The 15860-nt window shown below is 51.2% G+C and carries 9 protein-coding genes, 8 tRNA genes and 4 pseudogenes; 18 read left to right on the forward strand and 3 right to left on the reverse strand.

Translation table 11 applies throughout. The features are described 5' to 3' along the window. Nucleotides 1-150 (forward strand): annotated as a pseudogene (locus IR141_RS10305) (IS1595 family transposase); the annotation flags it as partial. A 28-nt stretch (nt 151-178) separates the two neighbouring features. Here the strand turns inward: IR141_RS10305 and IR141_RS10310 are convergent. After that, nucleotides 179-533: pseudogene (locus IR141_RS10310) on the reverse strand (transposase); the annotation flags it as partial. A 1408-nt stretch (nt 534-1941) separates the two neighbouring features. On the opposite strand from IR141_RS10310, the gene mltB reads away from it, so the two are divergent. From mltB to IR141_RS10325, 3 genes are all read left to right on the forward strand, one after another. Next, on the forward strand, nt 1942-3021 hold the full coding sequence (gene mltB, locus IR141_RS10315; protein ID WP_135036885.1) for a lytic murein transglycosylase B: 1080 nt from the start codon (nt 1942-1944) through the stop codon (nt 3019-3021). Nucleotides 3022-3032: 11 nt separating this feature from the next. Next, nucleotides 3033-5270 carry a DNA polymerase III subunit gamma/tau gene (gene dnaX / locus IR141_RS10320; RefSeq protein WP_135036888.1) on the forward strand — a complete coding sequence of 746 codons (2238 nt, stop codon included), beginning with the start codon at nt 3033-3035 and terminating at the stop codon, nt 5268-5270. A 344-nt stretch (nt 5271-5614) separates the two neighbouring features. After that, on the forward strand, nt 5615-5950 hold the full coding sequence (locus tag IR141_RS10325) for a YbaB/EbfC family nucleoid-associated protein (protein WP_135036891.1): 336 nt from the start codon (nt 5615-5617) through the stop codon (nt 5948-5950). A gap of 490 nt (nt 5951-6440) precedes the next feature. On the opposite strand, the gene rnr is transcribed toward IR141_RS10325, so the two are convergent. Then, nucleotides 6441-8825 carry a ribonuclease R gene (rnr, locus tag IR141_RS10330; protein WP_135036895.1) on the reverse strand — a complete coding sequence of 795 codons (2385 nt, stop codon included), beginning with the start codon at nt 8823-8825 and terminating at the stop codon, nt 6441-6443. Between the two features lie 87 nt (nt 8826-8912). Here rnr and IR141_RS10335 point away from each other — a divergent pair. The 3 genes from IR141_RS10335 to IR141_RS10345 all read left to right on the forward strand — a co-directional run bounded on the left by IR141_RS10335 (nt 8913) and on the right by IR141_RS10345 (nt 10825). Then, nucleotides 8913-8999 (forward strand) — tRNA-Leu (locus IR141_RS10335). A gap of 38 nt (nt 9000-9037) precedes the next feature. Further along, nucleotides 9038-9124 (forward strand) — tRNA-Leu (locus tag IR141_RS10340). Between the two features lie 1086 nt (nt 9125-10210). Next, entirely contained in the window at nt 10211-10825 is a 615-nt protein-coding gene (locus IR141_RS10345; protein ID WP_135036898.1) for an IS1595 family transposase, read from the forward strand. An 88-nt stretch (nt 10826-10913) separates the two neighbouring features. On the opposite strand, the pseudogene IR141_RS10350 reads toward IR141_RS10345, so the two are convergent. Next, nucleotides 10914-11054 (reverse strand): annotated as a pseudogene (locus tag IR141_RS10350) (IS3 family transposase); the annotation flags it as partial. Between the two features lie 1067 nt (nt 11055-12121). Here IR141_RS10350 and IR141_RS10355 point away from each other — a divergent pair. From IR141_RS10355 to IR141_RS10405, 11 genes and pseudogenes are all read left to right on the forward strand, one after another. Continuing rightward, complete coding sequence (locus tag IR141_RS10355) at nt 12122-12466, forward strand: hypothetical protein (protein WP_228068225.1); 345 nt, start codon at nt 12122-12124, stop codon at nt 12464-12466. Continuing rightward, nucleotides 12467-12649 (forward strand): hypothetical protein, encoded by a 183-nt coding sequence (locus IR141_RS10360; RefSeq protein ID WP_135036904.1) that lies wholly within the window; start codon nt 12467-12469, stop codon nt 12647-12649. It begins immediately after the preceding gene. 97 nt (nt 12650-12746) lie between these two features. After that, nucleotides 12747-13592, forward strand: a complete 846-nt coding sequence (locus IR141_RS10365; protein WP_228068226.1) for a DUF935 family protein — start codon at nt 12747-12749, stop codon at nt 13590-13592. Further along, nucleotides 13589-13738: pseudogene (locus IR141_RS10370) on the forward strand (phage head morphogenesis protein); the annotation flags it as partial. The gene IR141_RS10365 and the pseudogene IR141_RS10370, both read left to right, overlap by 4 nt. A 578-nt stretch (nt 13739-14316) precedes the next feature. Then, nucleotides 14317-14889 carry a CDP-diacylglycerol--glycerol-3-phosphate 3-phosphatidyltransferase gene (pgsA, locus tag IR141_RS10375; RefSeq protein WP_135036907.1) on the forward strand — a complete coding sequence of 191 codons (573 nt, stop codon included), beginning with the start codon at nt 14317-14319 and terminating at the stop codon, nt 14887-14889. 225 nt (nt 14890-15114) lie between these two features. Then, a tRNA-Gly gene (locus IR141_RS10380) sits at nt 15115-15190 on the forward strand. A gap of 25 nt (nt 15191-15215) precedes the next feature. Beyond that, a tRNA-Gly gene (locus tag IR141_RS10385) sits at nt 15216-15291 on the forward strand. Between the two features lie 25 nt (nt 15292-15316). Beyond that, nucleotides 15317-15392 (forward strand) — tRNA-Gly (locus IR141_RS10390). 45 nt (nt 15393-15437) lie between these two features. Further along, nucleotides 15438-15511 (forward strand) — tRNA-Cys (locus tag IR141_RS10395). 16 nt (nt 15512-15527) lie between these two features. After that, nucleotides 15528-15605 (forward strand) — tRNA-Cys (locus IR141_RS10400). Between the two features lie 46 nt (nt 15606-15651). Continuing rightward, nucleotides 15652-15741: transfer RNA gene (locus tag IR141_RS10405), tRNA-Leu, on the forward strand. Nucleotides 15742-15860: the final 119 nt, after the last annotated feature.

Consider the following 15860-nt stretch of genomic DNA (forward strand, 5'->3'; position numbering starts at 1 on the left):
CAAGCAAAACGCCATTTACGCAAGTTTAACGGCATTCCCAAAGAGCATTTTGAACTGTATTTGAAAGAGTGTGAATGGCGTTTTAACAACAGTGAGATAAAATTTCAAATTTCTATTTTAAAACAATCAGTAAAGCAGGATTTGTTCTAGTTATCTAGGACAGCCCCCAAAGGTTATGCTCCGGCACCCCGTTAAATCGTGCCAAGCGATGTTTGGCATAGCGCCAAAAGAATTCGATACCGTTGATATGTTGCATACCTCGGGCAAACCCATTGTCGCCGTGATGCACGCTGAAATGCTTTGCAAAACCCATTTCGGCGCTCCGCTGGCCATCGGTATTGGTCATGCTCTCGACTGTGATACGGCCTCCGATAACCTTTTGCAGCGTTGCTTTGGAAGTATTGGGAACAACTTCGGTACAAAACCTTTCCGCCTCGTTTGAGGATGTCGGAAACGATGGTTTTAGAACTCGCTTTGCACCCGCGTTTACCTCGGATGCGCTTTGCATTGGAATAGGGTTGGTCTGATTCTACGGCTTCTACTGCGTCTTAGAAAGAGGTGTACTGCTCGCAGATAGGCTACCGAAAACATGATACAGAATATGGCTAAAGATAGTGTCTTGTCCTATAAAACGTTACTCACTATGTATTGTGCTATCACTATCAGCAGCAGTCGAAAATCGACCGCTTTGAAATCGTAACGAACAATTGAATTTTGAGCCCTACGAAGTTTTCATCCAGGCACCATATCTATCTTCTTTTTATCTTTCAATCGGTAACTTTACAACGCTTATCCGAGAAATATGACGGGACCGCATCCGACGTTGTATTGTTGGCGAAATTCCCATCCGCTGGCTGGACGCTAAATTACCCGTCAGAATAATACCGTTCTACTCATGCCGTTTGTTTATAACACTAGAGAACAAACCGGTTTTTCCCTGTCAAACGGCAAATAGGATTTCAGCTTTTTTGGTTATGTGCTGTTTACCATTGCAACATCAGGCTTGTTGTGATGAAACAGATTTTCACACGGCTATCGCTATAAATCGAAGAAACGGCCGAATGGGTTTCATCTTTCATCTTCTCCCTCAGAACCTACCAACATCATATTCTATATAGACAGCGGCGATACAAACGCTTGTTCTTTAATCAAGCAAAAATCAGTAATTTCCCCCGTTGTTCCGCCTAAGCGGGTATTGGCTGTTTGCAAAAGCTATTGGTCGATATGGCTGTGGCAGTTTAAACATCTAATAACAACCCCGGAAATACAGTACAGCCTGTTACAGACACCGTAAAGCCGGATTTGGGATAACGGTTGCAAGTATAAAAAACCAATGTTGTCTACGCCTTACGTTTTTGCAAATTTCAGACTGCTTACGTTTCAGACGGCCCGGTAAACAAGGCGGAGGCTTGGCTTTTATTTTGAAAATTCTTTTGAAACAAAGTTTTTTGCAGAAGACTGCATTGGCTGTATTGAGATCTGCAGGCCGTCTGAAAAAATCATCTGCTTACTTTCCTGCAAAGCTGTTTTCGCAGAGACAATGCCTGTTGCCTGTATTGAAACTCTGTATCCACTCTAATGCGTAACATCCTAAAGGCAAATTGTAAAAGCAAACCCATGAGGCAGGTATGCAGTTTGCCGGGTCCGCAGGTTTGCTGTCGGCTATTTGGGCGGCGCAGTAGCTTTTACGGCAAGCCGGCAGCTTGGCAGCCTCCTATAGTGTGGGGCGGCGGCACACCTTGGGCTGCCCTTCCGACACAGGTTTTCGGCATTGCTGAAACACCCCGGTTCGGCTGCGGTGTCTGCACAAGCTGCGATACACGGGCCGCCCGCACCGCATTTGCTTATGCGTATTTGAATCTGCCTTGATAAATGTGTGGAAACCCGGTTTGTCTGATACACTATGCGCCGCATTCTAACTATATTGAAAACGGATTATTCATGAAAAGAATATTGTGGAGCGCACTTGCCGTATTGCTGGCAGCTTCGTGCAGCAGCGACATTCAAAACGGCCGCGCCGGCACCTCACAGGAAACGCCGGTGCCGCCCGCCGGCAAACGCCCGGTGTTTGACCATGCTGCCGGCTCGGTAGCAGTGGGCGGTTTCAACGCCAATGCCAATGTACAGAAATTTATCGCCCACGAAGCCGCAGGCGGCAGGTTCTCGGCCGGTGAATTGCAGAGTTTTTTTAACAATGTGGAATACAAAGGCAATATTATCAATATTATGAACCGCCCCGGCACATCACGCCCGTGGTATGAATTCCGCGCGGCCAATGCAGGAGCAGCCAGAATCGCAGGAGGCAGGCGTTTCTATACCCAACACCGTGAAACCATAGATGCCGCAGCAAAAGGCTACGGCGTGCCTGCCGAAATCATTGTCGCCATTATCGGCATCGAAACCAATTACGGCACCAATATGGGCAGCTTCCGCCTGGCCGATTCGCTGAGCACACTGGCATTCGATTATCCCCGCCGTGCGGAGTTTTTCCAGCAGGAGCTGCACGAGCTGCTGCTGATGGCCCGGGAAGAAAAGCGCGATGTGTTCGGCTTCAAAGGCAGCTATGCCGGCGCGATGGGAATGCCGCAGTTTATGCCTTCGAGCTTCCGCAAATATGCGGTTGATTACGATGGAGACGGCCGCCGCGATATTTGGAACAATATTGGTGATGTGGCAGCATCGGTGGCCAACTATCTGAAAGCACACGGCTGGCAGAGCGGCGGCAAAATGGTGGTGCCGGCCACGCTCACCATCACACAGGAGCTGCAAAACATCATCGATGAAAAAACCGCGCCCACCCGAACCGTGGGCGATTTGAAACGCTTGGGCGTGATGCCGCAGCAGGTGGTGGACGACAATGAAAAAGCCATACTCTACCGTCTCGAAACCGCCCCGGGCGTGTATGAATACTATATCGGTTTAAACAACTTCTACACCGTTTGGCAATATAACCACAGCCGTATGTATGTAACCGCCGTGCGCGACATCGCCAACGGCGTGAGTGGAAATTATCGTTTGTAAAGCAATCATTTATGGCCTATCAAGTTCTCGCCCGCAAGTGGCGGCCTAAAACTTTTGCCGATTTGGTCGGGCAGGAGCATGTTGTCAAAGCTCTGCGCAACGCGCTGGATGAAGGCCGTCTGCACCACGCCTACCTGCTCACCGGCACGCGCGGAGTGGGCAAAACCACCATTGCCCGCATTCTTGCCAAAAGCCTCAACTGTGAAACACCCAGTCACGGCGAGCCTTGCGGTGTGTGCCGAAGCTGCACGCAGATTGACGCGGGGCGCTATGTCGATCTGCTGGAAATCGATGCCGCCTCCAACACCGGCATCGACAACATCCGCGAAGTGCTCGAAAACGCCCAATACGCGCCCACCGCCGGCAAATACAAAGTCTATATTATCGATGAAGTGCACATGCTCTCGAAAAGCGCGTTCAACGCCATGCTCAAAACACTGGAAGAGCCGCCCGAGCATGTGAAGTTCATCCTCGCCACCACCGATCCGCACAAAGTGCCGGTTACCGTGTTGAGCCGCTGCCTGCAATTCGTTTTGCGCAACATGACCGCCCGGCAGGTGGCCGACCATTTGGCGCATGTGCTCACGGTGGAGCAGATTGCTTACGAAGCGGCCGCCCTGCAACTGCTGGGGCGCGCAGCCGCCGGCTCGATGCGTGATGCACTGAGCCTGCTCGACCAAGCGATTGCCATGGGATCAGGCAGTGTAACCGAGCACGATGTGCGCCAAATGATAGGCGCGGTAGACAAACGCTATCTTTACGAATTGCTGCAAGGCATCGTCAATCAAAACGGCGGAGCCTTGTTGCAGAAAGCGCAGGAAATGGCCGCGCGCGCCATCGGTTTCGACAACGCCTTAAGCGAACTGGCCCTGCTGCTGCAACGGCTGGCACTGGTGCAAACCGTGCCCGCCGCCGTTGCCGAAGACCCCGAGTGCAAAACCCTGCTGCACCTGTCGCAACAACTCAGCGGCGAACAGATTCAGCTTTATTACCAATGCGCCATTCACGGCAAACACGATTTAAGCCTTGCACCCGATGAATACGCAGGCTTTGTGATGACGCTGTTGCGTATGCTCGCCTTCGCCCCGATGGCCGCCCGAGCCCACGGTGCCGACAGCATCATCGAAGGCACGCAGCTGCGCAATCCCGCACATGCAGAGCCTGCCGCAAAAAAGCCCCTGATTCCGCCGGAGAGGCCGTCTGAAACCCCAGTTTCCAATGCCGCCGCCGATACCGTTTCCAACACTGTTCAGACGGCCGCACCGCCTGCCGGCAATCCGCCTGAAAACAGCAGCGGCAATCCCGCAGACGACACCCCGCCGTGGCAGGAAACCATAGTGGCGCAAACCGAAACGGCAGAATCCTCCGGATTGTCCAAACCGCCCGCAACCGTTACCGCCGCCGTTCAGACGGCCGCACACGGTTTAGCAATGTCCGCTGCCGATATATCGTCCCCATCCCAAGATACCTTACCGCCGGCAGCCGGACAGCAGCCGGCAGCTTCTGCACAGGCCGAAGCATTACCGCAACCGGAATGCAAAACCGCAACTGCCCCCGCTGTTACCGAAGAAGCAGAAGCCGTTGGTGCGGCCAACGTTTTTCAGACGGCCTCTGCCGCAGAAAGCGGTTTGGAACACCGTTTTGACGATAACGGCGCAGACTATCCTGACGAACTGCCGTATTTTCCCGAAGACGGCGGACATCACCTGCCGCCTGCCGATTTGCCCATAGACGATATATTCGGCGCAGAAACCAAACAAGCCGAAGAAGCTGCGGAGAGAGAAGGCAGCGCAACACTTGAAAACCGCGATGCGCAAAACAAAGCCGCTCTTGCCCCGCTTCCCGATCTGACGCCCGAAAACTGGCCGCAAATCGCCAAGCATCTGGCCGTCAAACTCGGTGCCGCGCAAATGATCGCCCAAAACGCCGCCCTTACCCGCTATGATGCCGAAAGCGGCCTGCTGGTGTTCGCCCTCAGCCACGAAGCCCGCGCCACCACCAACAAAGAACGGTTGGACAAAATCCAAAACACGCTGGCCGCAGCCTACGGTTTGACCTTGAAGCTGCAAACCGAAGCCTGGCGCGGTGATGCGGGCTGGGAAACGCCTGAAATGCAGCGCGCCCGCCTGCAAATCGAAGGCCGCCGGCAGGCGCAGCAACTGCTTGAGGCCGACCCCGCCGCAAAGCAGATTTTGCAGTTTTTCGAGGCGCAGTGGCTGCCGGAAACTTTAGAGCTGAAGCAGCCGTGATAAAGGCCGTCTGAAACTGGGGCGGCGCCCCGTTTGCCTGCGTGCGTTGGCGAAAGTCGGTTTGCAGTCCGATGGAACAGCGTAGCGGGCATTGCTATGCTGATTGCTAAACTTTTTATTTTAAATCAAAATATTGTGCTGTGATTTAGCGCTGGGGCTAAGGTTTAGATTTGGGTAGCACCCATTTTGTCCGGCTCCCGCATAATCCCGATGCCGCCGGAGGAGATTAAACTTTTGCCTGTAGCGGCCGTATTGGCGCAACGGCCTGAATACCGGCAGAAAATTTATCAACCATTTGATTAACCATCTACATTTATACACATTGATATTAAGGAGTACACACTATGTTTGGAAAAGCCGGATTGGGCGGCCTGATGAAGCAGGCCCAACAGATGCAGGAAAACATGAAAAAAGCACAGGCCAAACTGGCCGAAACCGAAGTAAGCGGCGAGGCCGGCAACGGTTTGGTGAAAGTGGTGATGACTTGCAGCCACGTTGTGCGCAAAATCGACATCAGCCAGGATTTGATTCAGGAAGCTGCCGATGATAAAGAAATGCTGGAAGACTTGATTTTGGCCGCCATCAACGATGCAGGAAACAAAGCCGAGGAAACCACCAACAAAACCATGGGGGTATTTACACAGGGGCTGCCCGCAGGCATGGGCGATTTTTTCCGCTGAGATAACGGAGACAAGCCGGAACAAGCAGGTTTGCCGGCAACAGGCCGTCTGAAAGATTCGGTTTGACACCGCCGGCTTTTCAGACGGCCTTAAAATTTTGCCAAGCCGGTATATCGCCAATCTGCAAAGAAATGGAAGGCAGCGGAAAGAAACAGTGCGATAAAGCCAAGCGGGGCAATATTGCGGTTTCAAAGCGGGTTGTTATCGCGGGCAAACACGTTTTCGATATCAGGCGGCAAGCTGCGGACGTTACGGCATGAAGCCGATTCCGGCATCTCCAAAGCAGCTTAAAACCACTCTTTTGAGCTGAATTGCCGGAACAAGGCCGACAGCCCCACAGTAGTCCCAAGCAGCACGGGCACTATGAAACCGGCTCTGCCGCTTGGGAGGCTGGCAACGCCGTTCTCTTTGAGCTAAAGCACAGCAACACCGCAGCAGAAACAAAGCGGGTTCACCATGGCTTGATTCTCTGCCGCAGCAACGTATCAATCTAAGCCTTATTTTTGCTGCGTTTGGCTGTAACTTTGCTGCCTTTTGTGGCGGCAGCCTTTTTTCTACGGGTGTTTTTGACGGCGGTTTGTGCCTTTTTTTCTGATTTAGGCTGAGTTTCAGACTTATTAACGGGTGCAGCTTTGCTTCGGCTTTTTGTGGTTTTCTTGTCGGAGGCCGTCTGAACGGCAGTTTTTCTGCCGCGCTTTTTCGGCACTTCGCCGCCGCTGATCAGCGCAAGATCGATTTTGCTGGTATCCAAATCGGCACGCGCCACCTTAACGGTTACGCGGCTGCCCATGTTGAAGCGCACTCCGCTGCGTTCGCCCTCCATAGCCATGATTTCGGGGCGGAAATTGAAATAGTCTTCGCCCAAATCGCTGATGTGCACCATGCCTTCGATATGGACGCCTTCAAGCGTAACAAAAATACCGAAATTGGCCATGCCGGAAATGCGGCCTTCAAACACTTCGCCCACTTTGTCGCGCATATAGTAGGTTTTCAGCCAGTTTTCCACATCTCGGCCTGCATCATCGGCGCGCCGCTCGCAAAACGATGTGTGCACGCCCAACGCCTGCCATGATTCGGGCTTATATTTTTCCTGCTTCAACACGGCCTTGATGGCACGGTGGACGGTTAAATCGGGATAACGGCGGATGGGCGAGGTGAAATGGGTGTAAGCTTCGTATGCCAAGCCGAAGTGGCCGTGGTTGTCCGGCTCATAAACGGCCTGCTGCATCGAGCGCAACATCATCACTTGCAGCAGTTCGGCATCGGGGCGGTTTTTGAATTGTTCGGCCAGTTTGGCATAGTCTTTGGGGGCAGGGTTGTCGCCGCCGCCCAAATGCAGGCCGAGCAGGCCAAGTTGTTCGCGCAGGGCGGTGAGTTTTTCTGGTGTGGGGCCCAAATGGTTGCGAAACAGCGAAGGGTGTTTGTTTTTCAATAAAAACTCTGCCGCACACACATTGGCCGCCAGCATACATTCTTCAATCAGTTTGTGGGCATCGTTGCGGACAACCGGCACAATGCGTTTGATTTTGCCGTTATCGTTGAAAATCATCTGTGTTTCGATACTCTCAAATTCGACTGCTCCGCGCTGGTGGCGTTTTTTCTGCAAAATCTTAAACAGCTTGTATAAAGTGTCGATTTGCGCTTTGTGGGGATAATCGCCGCCCTGTTCTATCCAATTCCACACCTGGTTATAGGTGAGGCGGGCGTGTGATTTCATCACAGCGGGGTAAAACCGGTATTCTTTGATATTGCCGGCATACGTTACCACCATATCGCACACCATACACAAACGCTCCACACCGGGGTTGAGCGAACAAATGCCGTTGGAGAGGTTTTCAGGCAGCATGGGAATCACGCGGCGCGGAAAATATACGCTGGTAGCGCGCTCAAGCGCATCTTTGTCGATGGCATCATCGGGGCGCACATAATGACCCACATCGGCAACCGCCACCACCAAGCGGAAATTTCGGCCCTGTTTTTCAGCATATACCGCGTCATCAAAATCGCGTGCGGTTTCACCGTCTATCGTTACCAGCGGCAGGCTGCGCAAATCAACGCGGCCTTCGGTATCCTGCGGGAGGACGCGGTTGGGAATTTCAGCAGCCGCCTGTTGGCAGGCCTTGCTGAAAATATGCGGCAGTTGGTGTTTGCGCACAGCGATTTCGATTTCCATACCGCTGTCGGCATAATCTCCCAACACCTCGATTAATTTGGCGACAGCCGGGCGGTGGCCGTCAGGATAGCTTTCGATTTCGGCCACCACCACCTGCCCTGATTCGGGCTTCATTTCAGCCAAACCCTCAGGCTCAAGCACGATGCTTTGGGTTAAACGGCGGTCTTCCGGCTCTAAAATAGCGATGCCGCGATCCACATAAAAACGACCCACCACCTGCTTTTGGGCACGCTCAACAATATCCAGCACCTGCCCTTCCCGCCGCCCTCTGCGGTCCGTGCCGGCAGGGCGTACAGTAACGATATCCCCGTGCATCAACCCGCGCATCTTCCGTTCATAAAGCACAAAATCACCTTTTTTATCGGGAGTCAGCGGCACGGCGAAGCCGAATCCGTCTTTGTGCGCTTCAACACGGCATTTCACCAGCGCCAGTTTGTCGGCCGCACACACCGCCCCACGACGGTTAATCAGCACCTGGCCGTCTCGCGCCATTGCCTTGATACGGCGCTCGAAAAAATCATATTCTTCGCCGCTAACCGACAGCTTTTCTGCCAATGCAGCCATTTTCAGCGGAACGCCTTCCCTTTCCAACAATTCGATAACCCACTCACGGCTGGGCAGCGGTTGTCCGTAACGTTGGCGTTCGCGCGCTAAAAACGGGTCTTGCTCACGCAAACTGAGTAACTTGGTATTTTTCTTCATGTTGATGATTGACAATCTTTCATTTGAATATATAATGCTCATCTCTTTGCAGCCAGCACTTTAACCGAAAGCAAAGATTAAAGCAAAGCCCAGGTGGCGGAATTGGTAGACGCGCTAGCTTCAGGTGCTAGTATCCTCACGGGTGTGGAAGTTCGAGTCTTCTCCTGGGCACCATAGGTTTTAAATCATAATTTTGCTTTAACAACAGATTGGCCCAGGTGGCGGAATTGGTAGACGCGCTAGCTTCAGGTGCTAGTGTCCTTACGGGCGTGGAAGTTCGAGTCTTCTTCTGGGCACCACGAAACAAACATCTCCGGCGTAATGCCAGTTTTTTGTTGCCGGCATTTTGCGGCAGTTTTCCCAGTCATGCACTATAATATCAATGCCGTCTGAAAGCAGCTTACGATGTGGTTATCGAAGGCATTTTTGGCACAGGCTTTACCTGCTTTCATTGCCGGAATCTGACGCCTGTTCAATCTTTCAGTCGGCCTGAAAGTAGCATTAGACATACTAGACATACTCACAGCTTTAAACGGCGATACAGGTGAAGCAGATGGCGCCTCGTTTCATGCCGATATCACTTACACCTTTTATCACTTACACCTTTGCCGCCTTTAAGCCCGCACACTTAAGTAAAGCAGGTAAAGATTTGTATAGTGAAATCGTATGTGTGGATATTGTTTAGATATTTGAAAATATTGAGTTATTTGCACTTTTTATGTAAACAACTTTTATTTTGGAACTATACTAGATCATCAACCACACCCTAAAAAACATAGATAACACACTGAAAATTAAATAACAAAGTACAAGAAACTGCTCCTTTTTGTACTGGAAGCAACTGCCCGTTCCATTGTCGAGATTTTGGGTATGCCCTTAATTCGTCAGCCCTGCTCCATCGTCAAGCCTGTCAAGCCGCCAACCATCATTTGACTCCGGCTGCCAATGAGATTTTTGACAGTTCGGTTGAGTTGGATGAAAGTTTTTTCGGCACAAGGTGTAAGGGCACGGTCAATGGACGGCAGGTAAAGCGGCTATTTTCGGCATCCTAGAGCAGCACGGTAAGATTTGTACTGTGGTTACTGATAATGCCAACCAGCTGATTGCCGTACTGCCTTCCTAATAATATGGCGGATACAGTTATATTTGGTTTAACAACGGATTTACGTCAAGGCAATGTTTTAGATTTGACGTGGGCTCAGATGGATTTGACCGGTGAAACAGTTTGGATTCCACTAGACGAAAGCAAGTCAGGCTAGGCGATAGGTTTTGCGCTGAATAATACGGCTATTTGCAACTATTCGCGATAAATCGGCGTGATTTTTGAGATAAACCGTTTTTTATTTAGGGCTGATGTAGATTAGCAGTTATGCCAAGCTACGAAAATGCAGATAACCAATTGCAACTTAAGCAAGAGAGTTCAAAAGAAACTGCTTGAATTTTTTGTACTCCAAGTTACTACCCGTTTCGCTGCTGATATTTTGAGCATTCAGTCTAGCTCCGCTATTCTTCACCGCAAAATCCGCCAAGTCATCAGCCGTTATTTAACACCGGCTGCCGATGAAATTTTTAATGCTCCGGCCGGGCTGGATGAAAGCTGTTTCGGCGGTCATCGCAAAGGAAAATGCGGACGCGGTGCAGCAGGGAAAGCGGCTGTTTTCGGCATTCTGAAACGGCACAATCAGGTTGATACGGTTGTAACCGGCAATGTTGAATTTGAGACATTAGTGCCTGTAATCAAAAAGAAAACTATGCCGGACAGTATCGTTTATACGGATGGCCTGAGCAGCTGTGGCAAGCCGGATGTAAGCGGTTTTACCCACCACCGTATCAACCATTCCAAAGCGTTTGCCGACTGCCAAAACCATATCAACGGTATGGAAAATTTTTGGAATCAGGCGCAGCGCGTTTTGCACAAATATAACGGTATTGACCGAAAATCCTTTCCACTGTTCTTGAAAGAATGTGAATTTCGGTTTAACTTCGGCACACCATCCTAGCAGCTAAAAACGCTGTGTGATTTGTGTGGAATTTAGGGCTAATCTACGTCAGTTCCTTTTATTTTGTTTCGCATGGTGCAACATGGTTTCAAATCCTGTATGGCACAGGACTCAATCCTTTTAATTTCAGCTTAATCCCATTATGATTGCAGTAACGGATAGATTCGTGCAAAGCTGCTGCCAATTCGGCAGTAGAAGCATATTTGCACGTATGGAAGTATTCCGACTTTTGCAATATTGAACTCAGTGACATCCCTTACCTGTTTCCGGTTGGGATGCCCGATATGGAAGCTTCTACCCGGTACGTCTGCAGCCTTCCCCTCCTCGACAGAAGAAGTATTTGAGCCACCGTGCTGCTGCCCCAGCCTGCCACCGCCTTCAGACGGCTGATTTTCTTGTGATTGGCCACAATGCCCTCGTGTGACGGATTGCCACTGTTATTCTGCGGCAGCCGTACCATCCTTTGTGTTGCCGGCAAGTCGCAGGGATATGCCGTTTTAAACCGGCATATTGGTCTTCCGCTGACTGAGAAACCAGTTGGCAGCAGAACATACCGCGCGGCAATTCGGTAATCCCTAACAGCCGTTTCAAAGGACAGCTCTGCCTGAATCCCGAGACGGTCCGGCTTCGCCCTGCCGCGCTTTGTTTTCCCAGATTAAGGCATCGAGCTGTTTTGAGACGACCGTTTCTGCGCGCAGATACGCCGGTTCCTGCACCAGCTCCTTTCCGGTTGCAAGACAGCCGAGCTGGCTATCCCTTGGCCGGTTTGGTTTCTTCACAGGTTTCCCGCCTTTCGGGCCGGGGTTCAAATCGTCAAGGCGGTGCAGCAAGCAGGAAAAGGCCGCCTGAAAATCTTTTGCCTTCCGGCAACTGTTTTCAGATGGCCTTTCCGTGCAGTATCGAGCGGTTGTCGGGCGGGGCACGTCCCTTTTGGGGATACCCCTTCATTTCTGACCATACCCATAGCGTTAAACTTGAGATTCAAATGGTTACAATCCGAAGGACAGCCGGAGATACCTGGTTGCCGGTTGATGCAGCCCTCCCCGTGAAGAATAGCGCGATGCCAGTTTGCGAACGGCAGCGCGGTTTAGAGAAAAAACGTTGGTGGTATGTTTTTACCATGCCTGTAGAGGGTATTTCATGACTTCCAATTTGAATCCGTTTGAATACTTTTCCATAAAACCGCACCATATATCATAATATATTGGGAGATAGTGTCTGACTTGGGGGACAGTTCAGTACGGAACTGCCATCGATTTCGACGCACGCGGCAATGGCCAGTCGCTGGCTAAAGCCATGCAGGACAAGTTCGGCGCAAACATCATCGAGCCCGTGATGCTCACCGAAAACTGGTACCGGCTGCATACCGCGCCGTTTAAGGCCGCATTGGAAGATGGCACGTTTGATGGCCTGCCGAAAGACGGAGATATTTTGAATAACCTGCGCGCGTTTGAGTTGGTTAACGGCGTGCCGCGCATACCCGCCGTGCGTAACAAAGGCGCAGACGGCCGTAAACGCCACGGCGACGCGGGCATTGCTTTTGTGCTGGCGCATTATGCCGCCCGCGAACTGAATACCGGCCCGGTGCGTGTCAGCAGCAGAAAAGCCAAGCGGAGCAGCCGCTTTACGGGAGGATATTGAATGAAACCGAAAAACATCTTTTTAATTACTGCAGGCTTGCCGTATTTAGTCGTATCCGCCGTCTGCTTCTTTGTTGTGGGGCTGATTTTTACATTTATGAGAATTTTCAGCCTGCTCAATTTAATTACCGGCACGCCGTTATTGATGGTTTTTGAAAAGTTGTGGTCGGATGAATGTCCGTAGAGAGCGATACCCGACGGTATTCGGTTCTGTGTTGGGGAAACGGTCGGAGACTGGGTGGAACTCTACGAAAAATTCCGCATGATTAACGGATAAAGATATGAACAAACCCCATTTCAAACTAAAAACTGCTGCCGGCACCGTTGCCGCCAAGCCTGAAAACCTCACCGCCCACCTTGCCGTGATACACCGGTTTTTCGGTGCCGGCGGTTTCGGCGGGCTGCTGCCCAACCCCGACACGGTATTAAAAAAGCTCGGCCGCAATATCGCCGTCTACCGCGAATTGTCGGGCGATGCCATTGTCGCCGGCCATTGTCGCCGGCGCAAAGCGGCGGTAACCAGTATGAAATGGCGGCTCGAAGACGAAGGCGTGCCGCCCGAAACATTAAGAAGTCTGATTGACGGTTTTATGAACAGCATCGACCTTTACCAACTCATCAACAACATCCTTGATGCCGCGCTCTTTGGCTACCAGCCGGTTGAGGTGGTTTGGGCGGCGGGCAACTACTGGCTGCCCGAAAAAATCATTGCCAAGCCGCAGGAGTGGTTTGCGTTCGATTCAGACGGCCGTCTGTATTTCACGGCAGGCGGCGGTTTCGACAAGCGCGAACCGGTGCCGGAATATAAATTCCTCTGCCCCACCCACAATGCGGGCTACACCAACCCCTACGGCACGGGCGATTTGTCGTGTGTGTATTGGCCGACCGTGTTCAAACGCGGCGGCCTGAAATTCTGGGCGGAGTTCGCCGAAAAATTCGGCGCGCCGTGGATCATCGGCCGCGAGCCGCGCAGCAACACTGATGCCGACACCGACAAGCTGATCGACCGTCTGACCGCCGCCTATCCGGATATGGACGACAAAGCCCTGCAAAACGAGCTGGCCAGGCTGATATTTTTATCGGGCCTGGTCGGCAGGATTGAAGCGGCTCAGGAGATGGGCAGATGAACCCCGAAGACATCAAAGTCTTCGGCATGCAGCCCGAAGCCGCCGTGGCCTATCTGAAGCAGAAAGGCCATCATGTGTCTTGGGATTGGCAGGATATGCTTGATGATGCCCATACCGCCACTTTCGCCGTGGCCAAAACCGCCAAAGATGGGGCGCCGACAATGGCGGCAAAACCCTGCAACTCTCCGGTCGGCTCGCCTCCGGCATTAGCACCCAAGTCGATAACGGCTTTGCCCGTATCGGCAGTAATAAAAAGTAAGCCGCTATCCACCACCCCGGCGGTAAAATCGAAGCCGAAAATAAACCATAAAGAAACTCATCGACATCGCCATCGAATCCCTCAAAAGCGGCCTTTAAAAATAAAACGGGCAATCTGCCCGTTTGTTTTGTTTCACACCGTGAAACAACATTTCAAATCCGCCATACCACAGCATCCTCCACCATCTGGTCGAATCCCATTTAGCTCAGAGACTCTTGTATATTTATCTCACTCGGCTTCACTCCCTCGCCTGCTTATACTTAAATTCAGTGGACTAGCTATACAACAGTTTGTTAAAAATAATCAGCAAAATCATTCCACCTGCACGTTTCCCCACTAAACTACCCCTAAATTCGTTATAATCCGTCACTCACACCAACCCTAGTCCACTCTGCCAAATATCTCTTTTTTCAGACGGCCTATCCAAAATCCTGGGCTGTCTGAAAATCGACAGAAAGTCTTACTATGCCATGGAACCTCCCCATCTTGCTCACATGGATGCGTGTATTGCTAATACCGGCATTTACTGCCATTTTCTACCTGCCTGATGGCTGGGTAAACCCGCAGACCGTAAACTGGGCAGCTGCCATAATTTTTGCCGCTGCCGCCGTAACTGACTGGTTTGACGGCTTTCTCGCCCGCCTGTGGAAGCAAACCTCCGATTTTGGGGCTTTTCTCGATCCCGTGGCTGACAAACTCATGGTAGCCGTGGCTTTGTTGCTGTTAGTCAGCCTCAATCGAACTTACGTAATTTTCGCCATGATCATCATCGGCCGCGAAATCACCATATCTGCTCTACGCGAGTGGATGGCTCAAATGGGTAAACACGGCAGCGTGGCCGTTGCTACCATCGGCAAACTCAAAACCACCGCCCAGATGGCCGCAATCCTGCTGCTTTTGATCGGCCTCGAAAACTTTCACGGCTTTAATTTAATACTAATCGGCAACATTTTGATGTTTACCGCTTCCATACTTACTATTTGGTCGATGTTCTACTATCTCAAAATGGCTTGGAAAGAGTTTAGTCCGGCACGATAATTATAGGGAGTTAAATTAAACTAAATACCACACATTCGGCTTCAGGAAGCTGTAAGTATGCTCCATCTTTGCTTCAACAGCTTACGAAACTACAAAGACGAAGAAACTCCATATCGGTTTAAATTTAATCCACTACAATTTTAAAAAAACTATTGACACCGATTTCACACACACTATAATAACGCTCTCTTTGCCACTGCAAACCAGCAGTGGCAATACCCCCAAGCGGGAATAGCTCAGTTGGTAGAGCGCAACCTTGCCAAGGTTGAGGTCGCGAGTTCGAGACTCGTTTCCCGCTCCAAAGTTCATTGCAGATGTAATCCGATGCGGGAATAGCTCAGTTGGTAGAGCGCAACCTTGCCAAGGTTGAGGTCGCGAGTTCGAGACTCGTTTCCCGCTCCAAAGTTCATTGCAGATGTAATCCGATGCGGGAATAGCTCAGTTGGTAGAGCGCAACCTTGCCAAGGTTGAGGTCGCGAGTTCGAGACTCGTTTCCCGCTCCACAGTACCAAGCAGTTTATGCCACCTAAACGGCTTGTAAATTTTCAGGCGGAATGGCAGAGTGGTTATGCAGCGGCCTGCAAAGCCGTGTACGCCGGTTCGATTCCGACTTCCGCCTCCAATATCAAACCCTTCATGGCGGGGTGGCAGAGTGTTTATGCGATAAGGGCTGCAACCCTTATACAGGTCGGTTAAAATCCGTGCCCCCGCCTCCAAGTTCTATGTCTTCGGATTTTAATGCAACTGCGATTCGAAGATGCCGCCCGGGTGGTGAAATAGGTAGACACAACGGACTTAAAATCCGTCGACCCTAAACAGGTCGTGCCGGTTCGATTCCGGCTCCGGGCACCACAAACCGCTTTCCAGCGGTTGTTTTTTGTCCGATATTATCCAAACAAACCAATCAAGCCATTATATTTAAAAGGTTTTCTTCCATCTTCGGTTTGCTTTTTCACCCAATTTCACCCCGT

The sequence above is a fragment of the Neisseria sp. 19428wB4_WF04 genome, from assembly GCF_015235335.1.
Lineage (GTDB): Bacteria > Pseudomonadota > Gammaproteobacteria > Burkholderiales > Neisseriaceae > Neisseria > Neisseria musculi.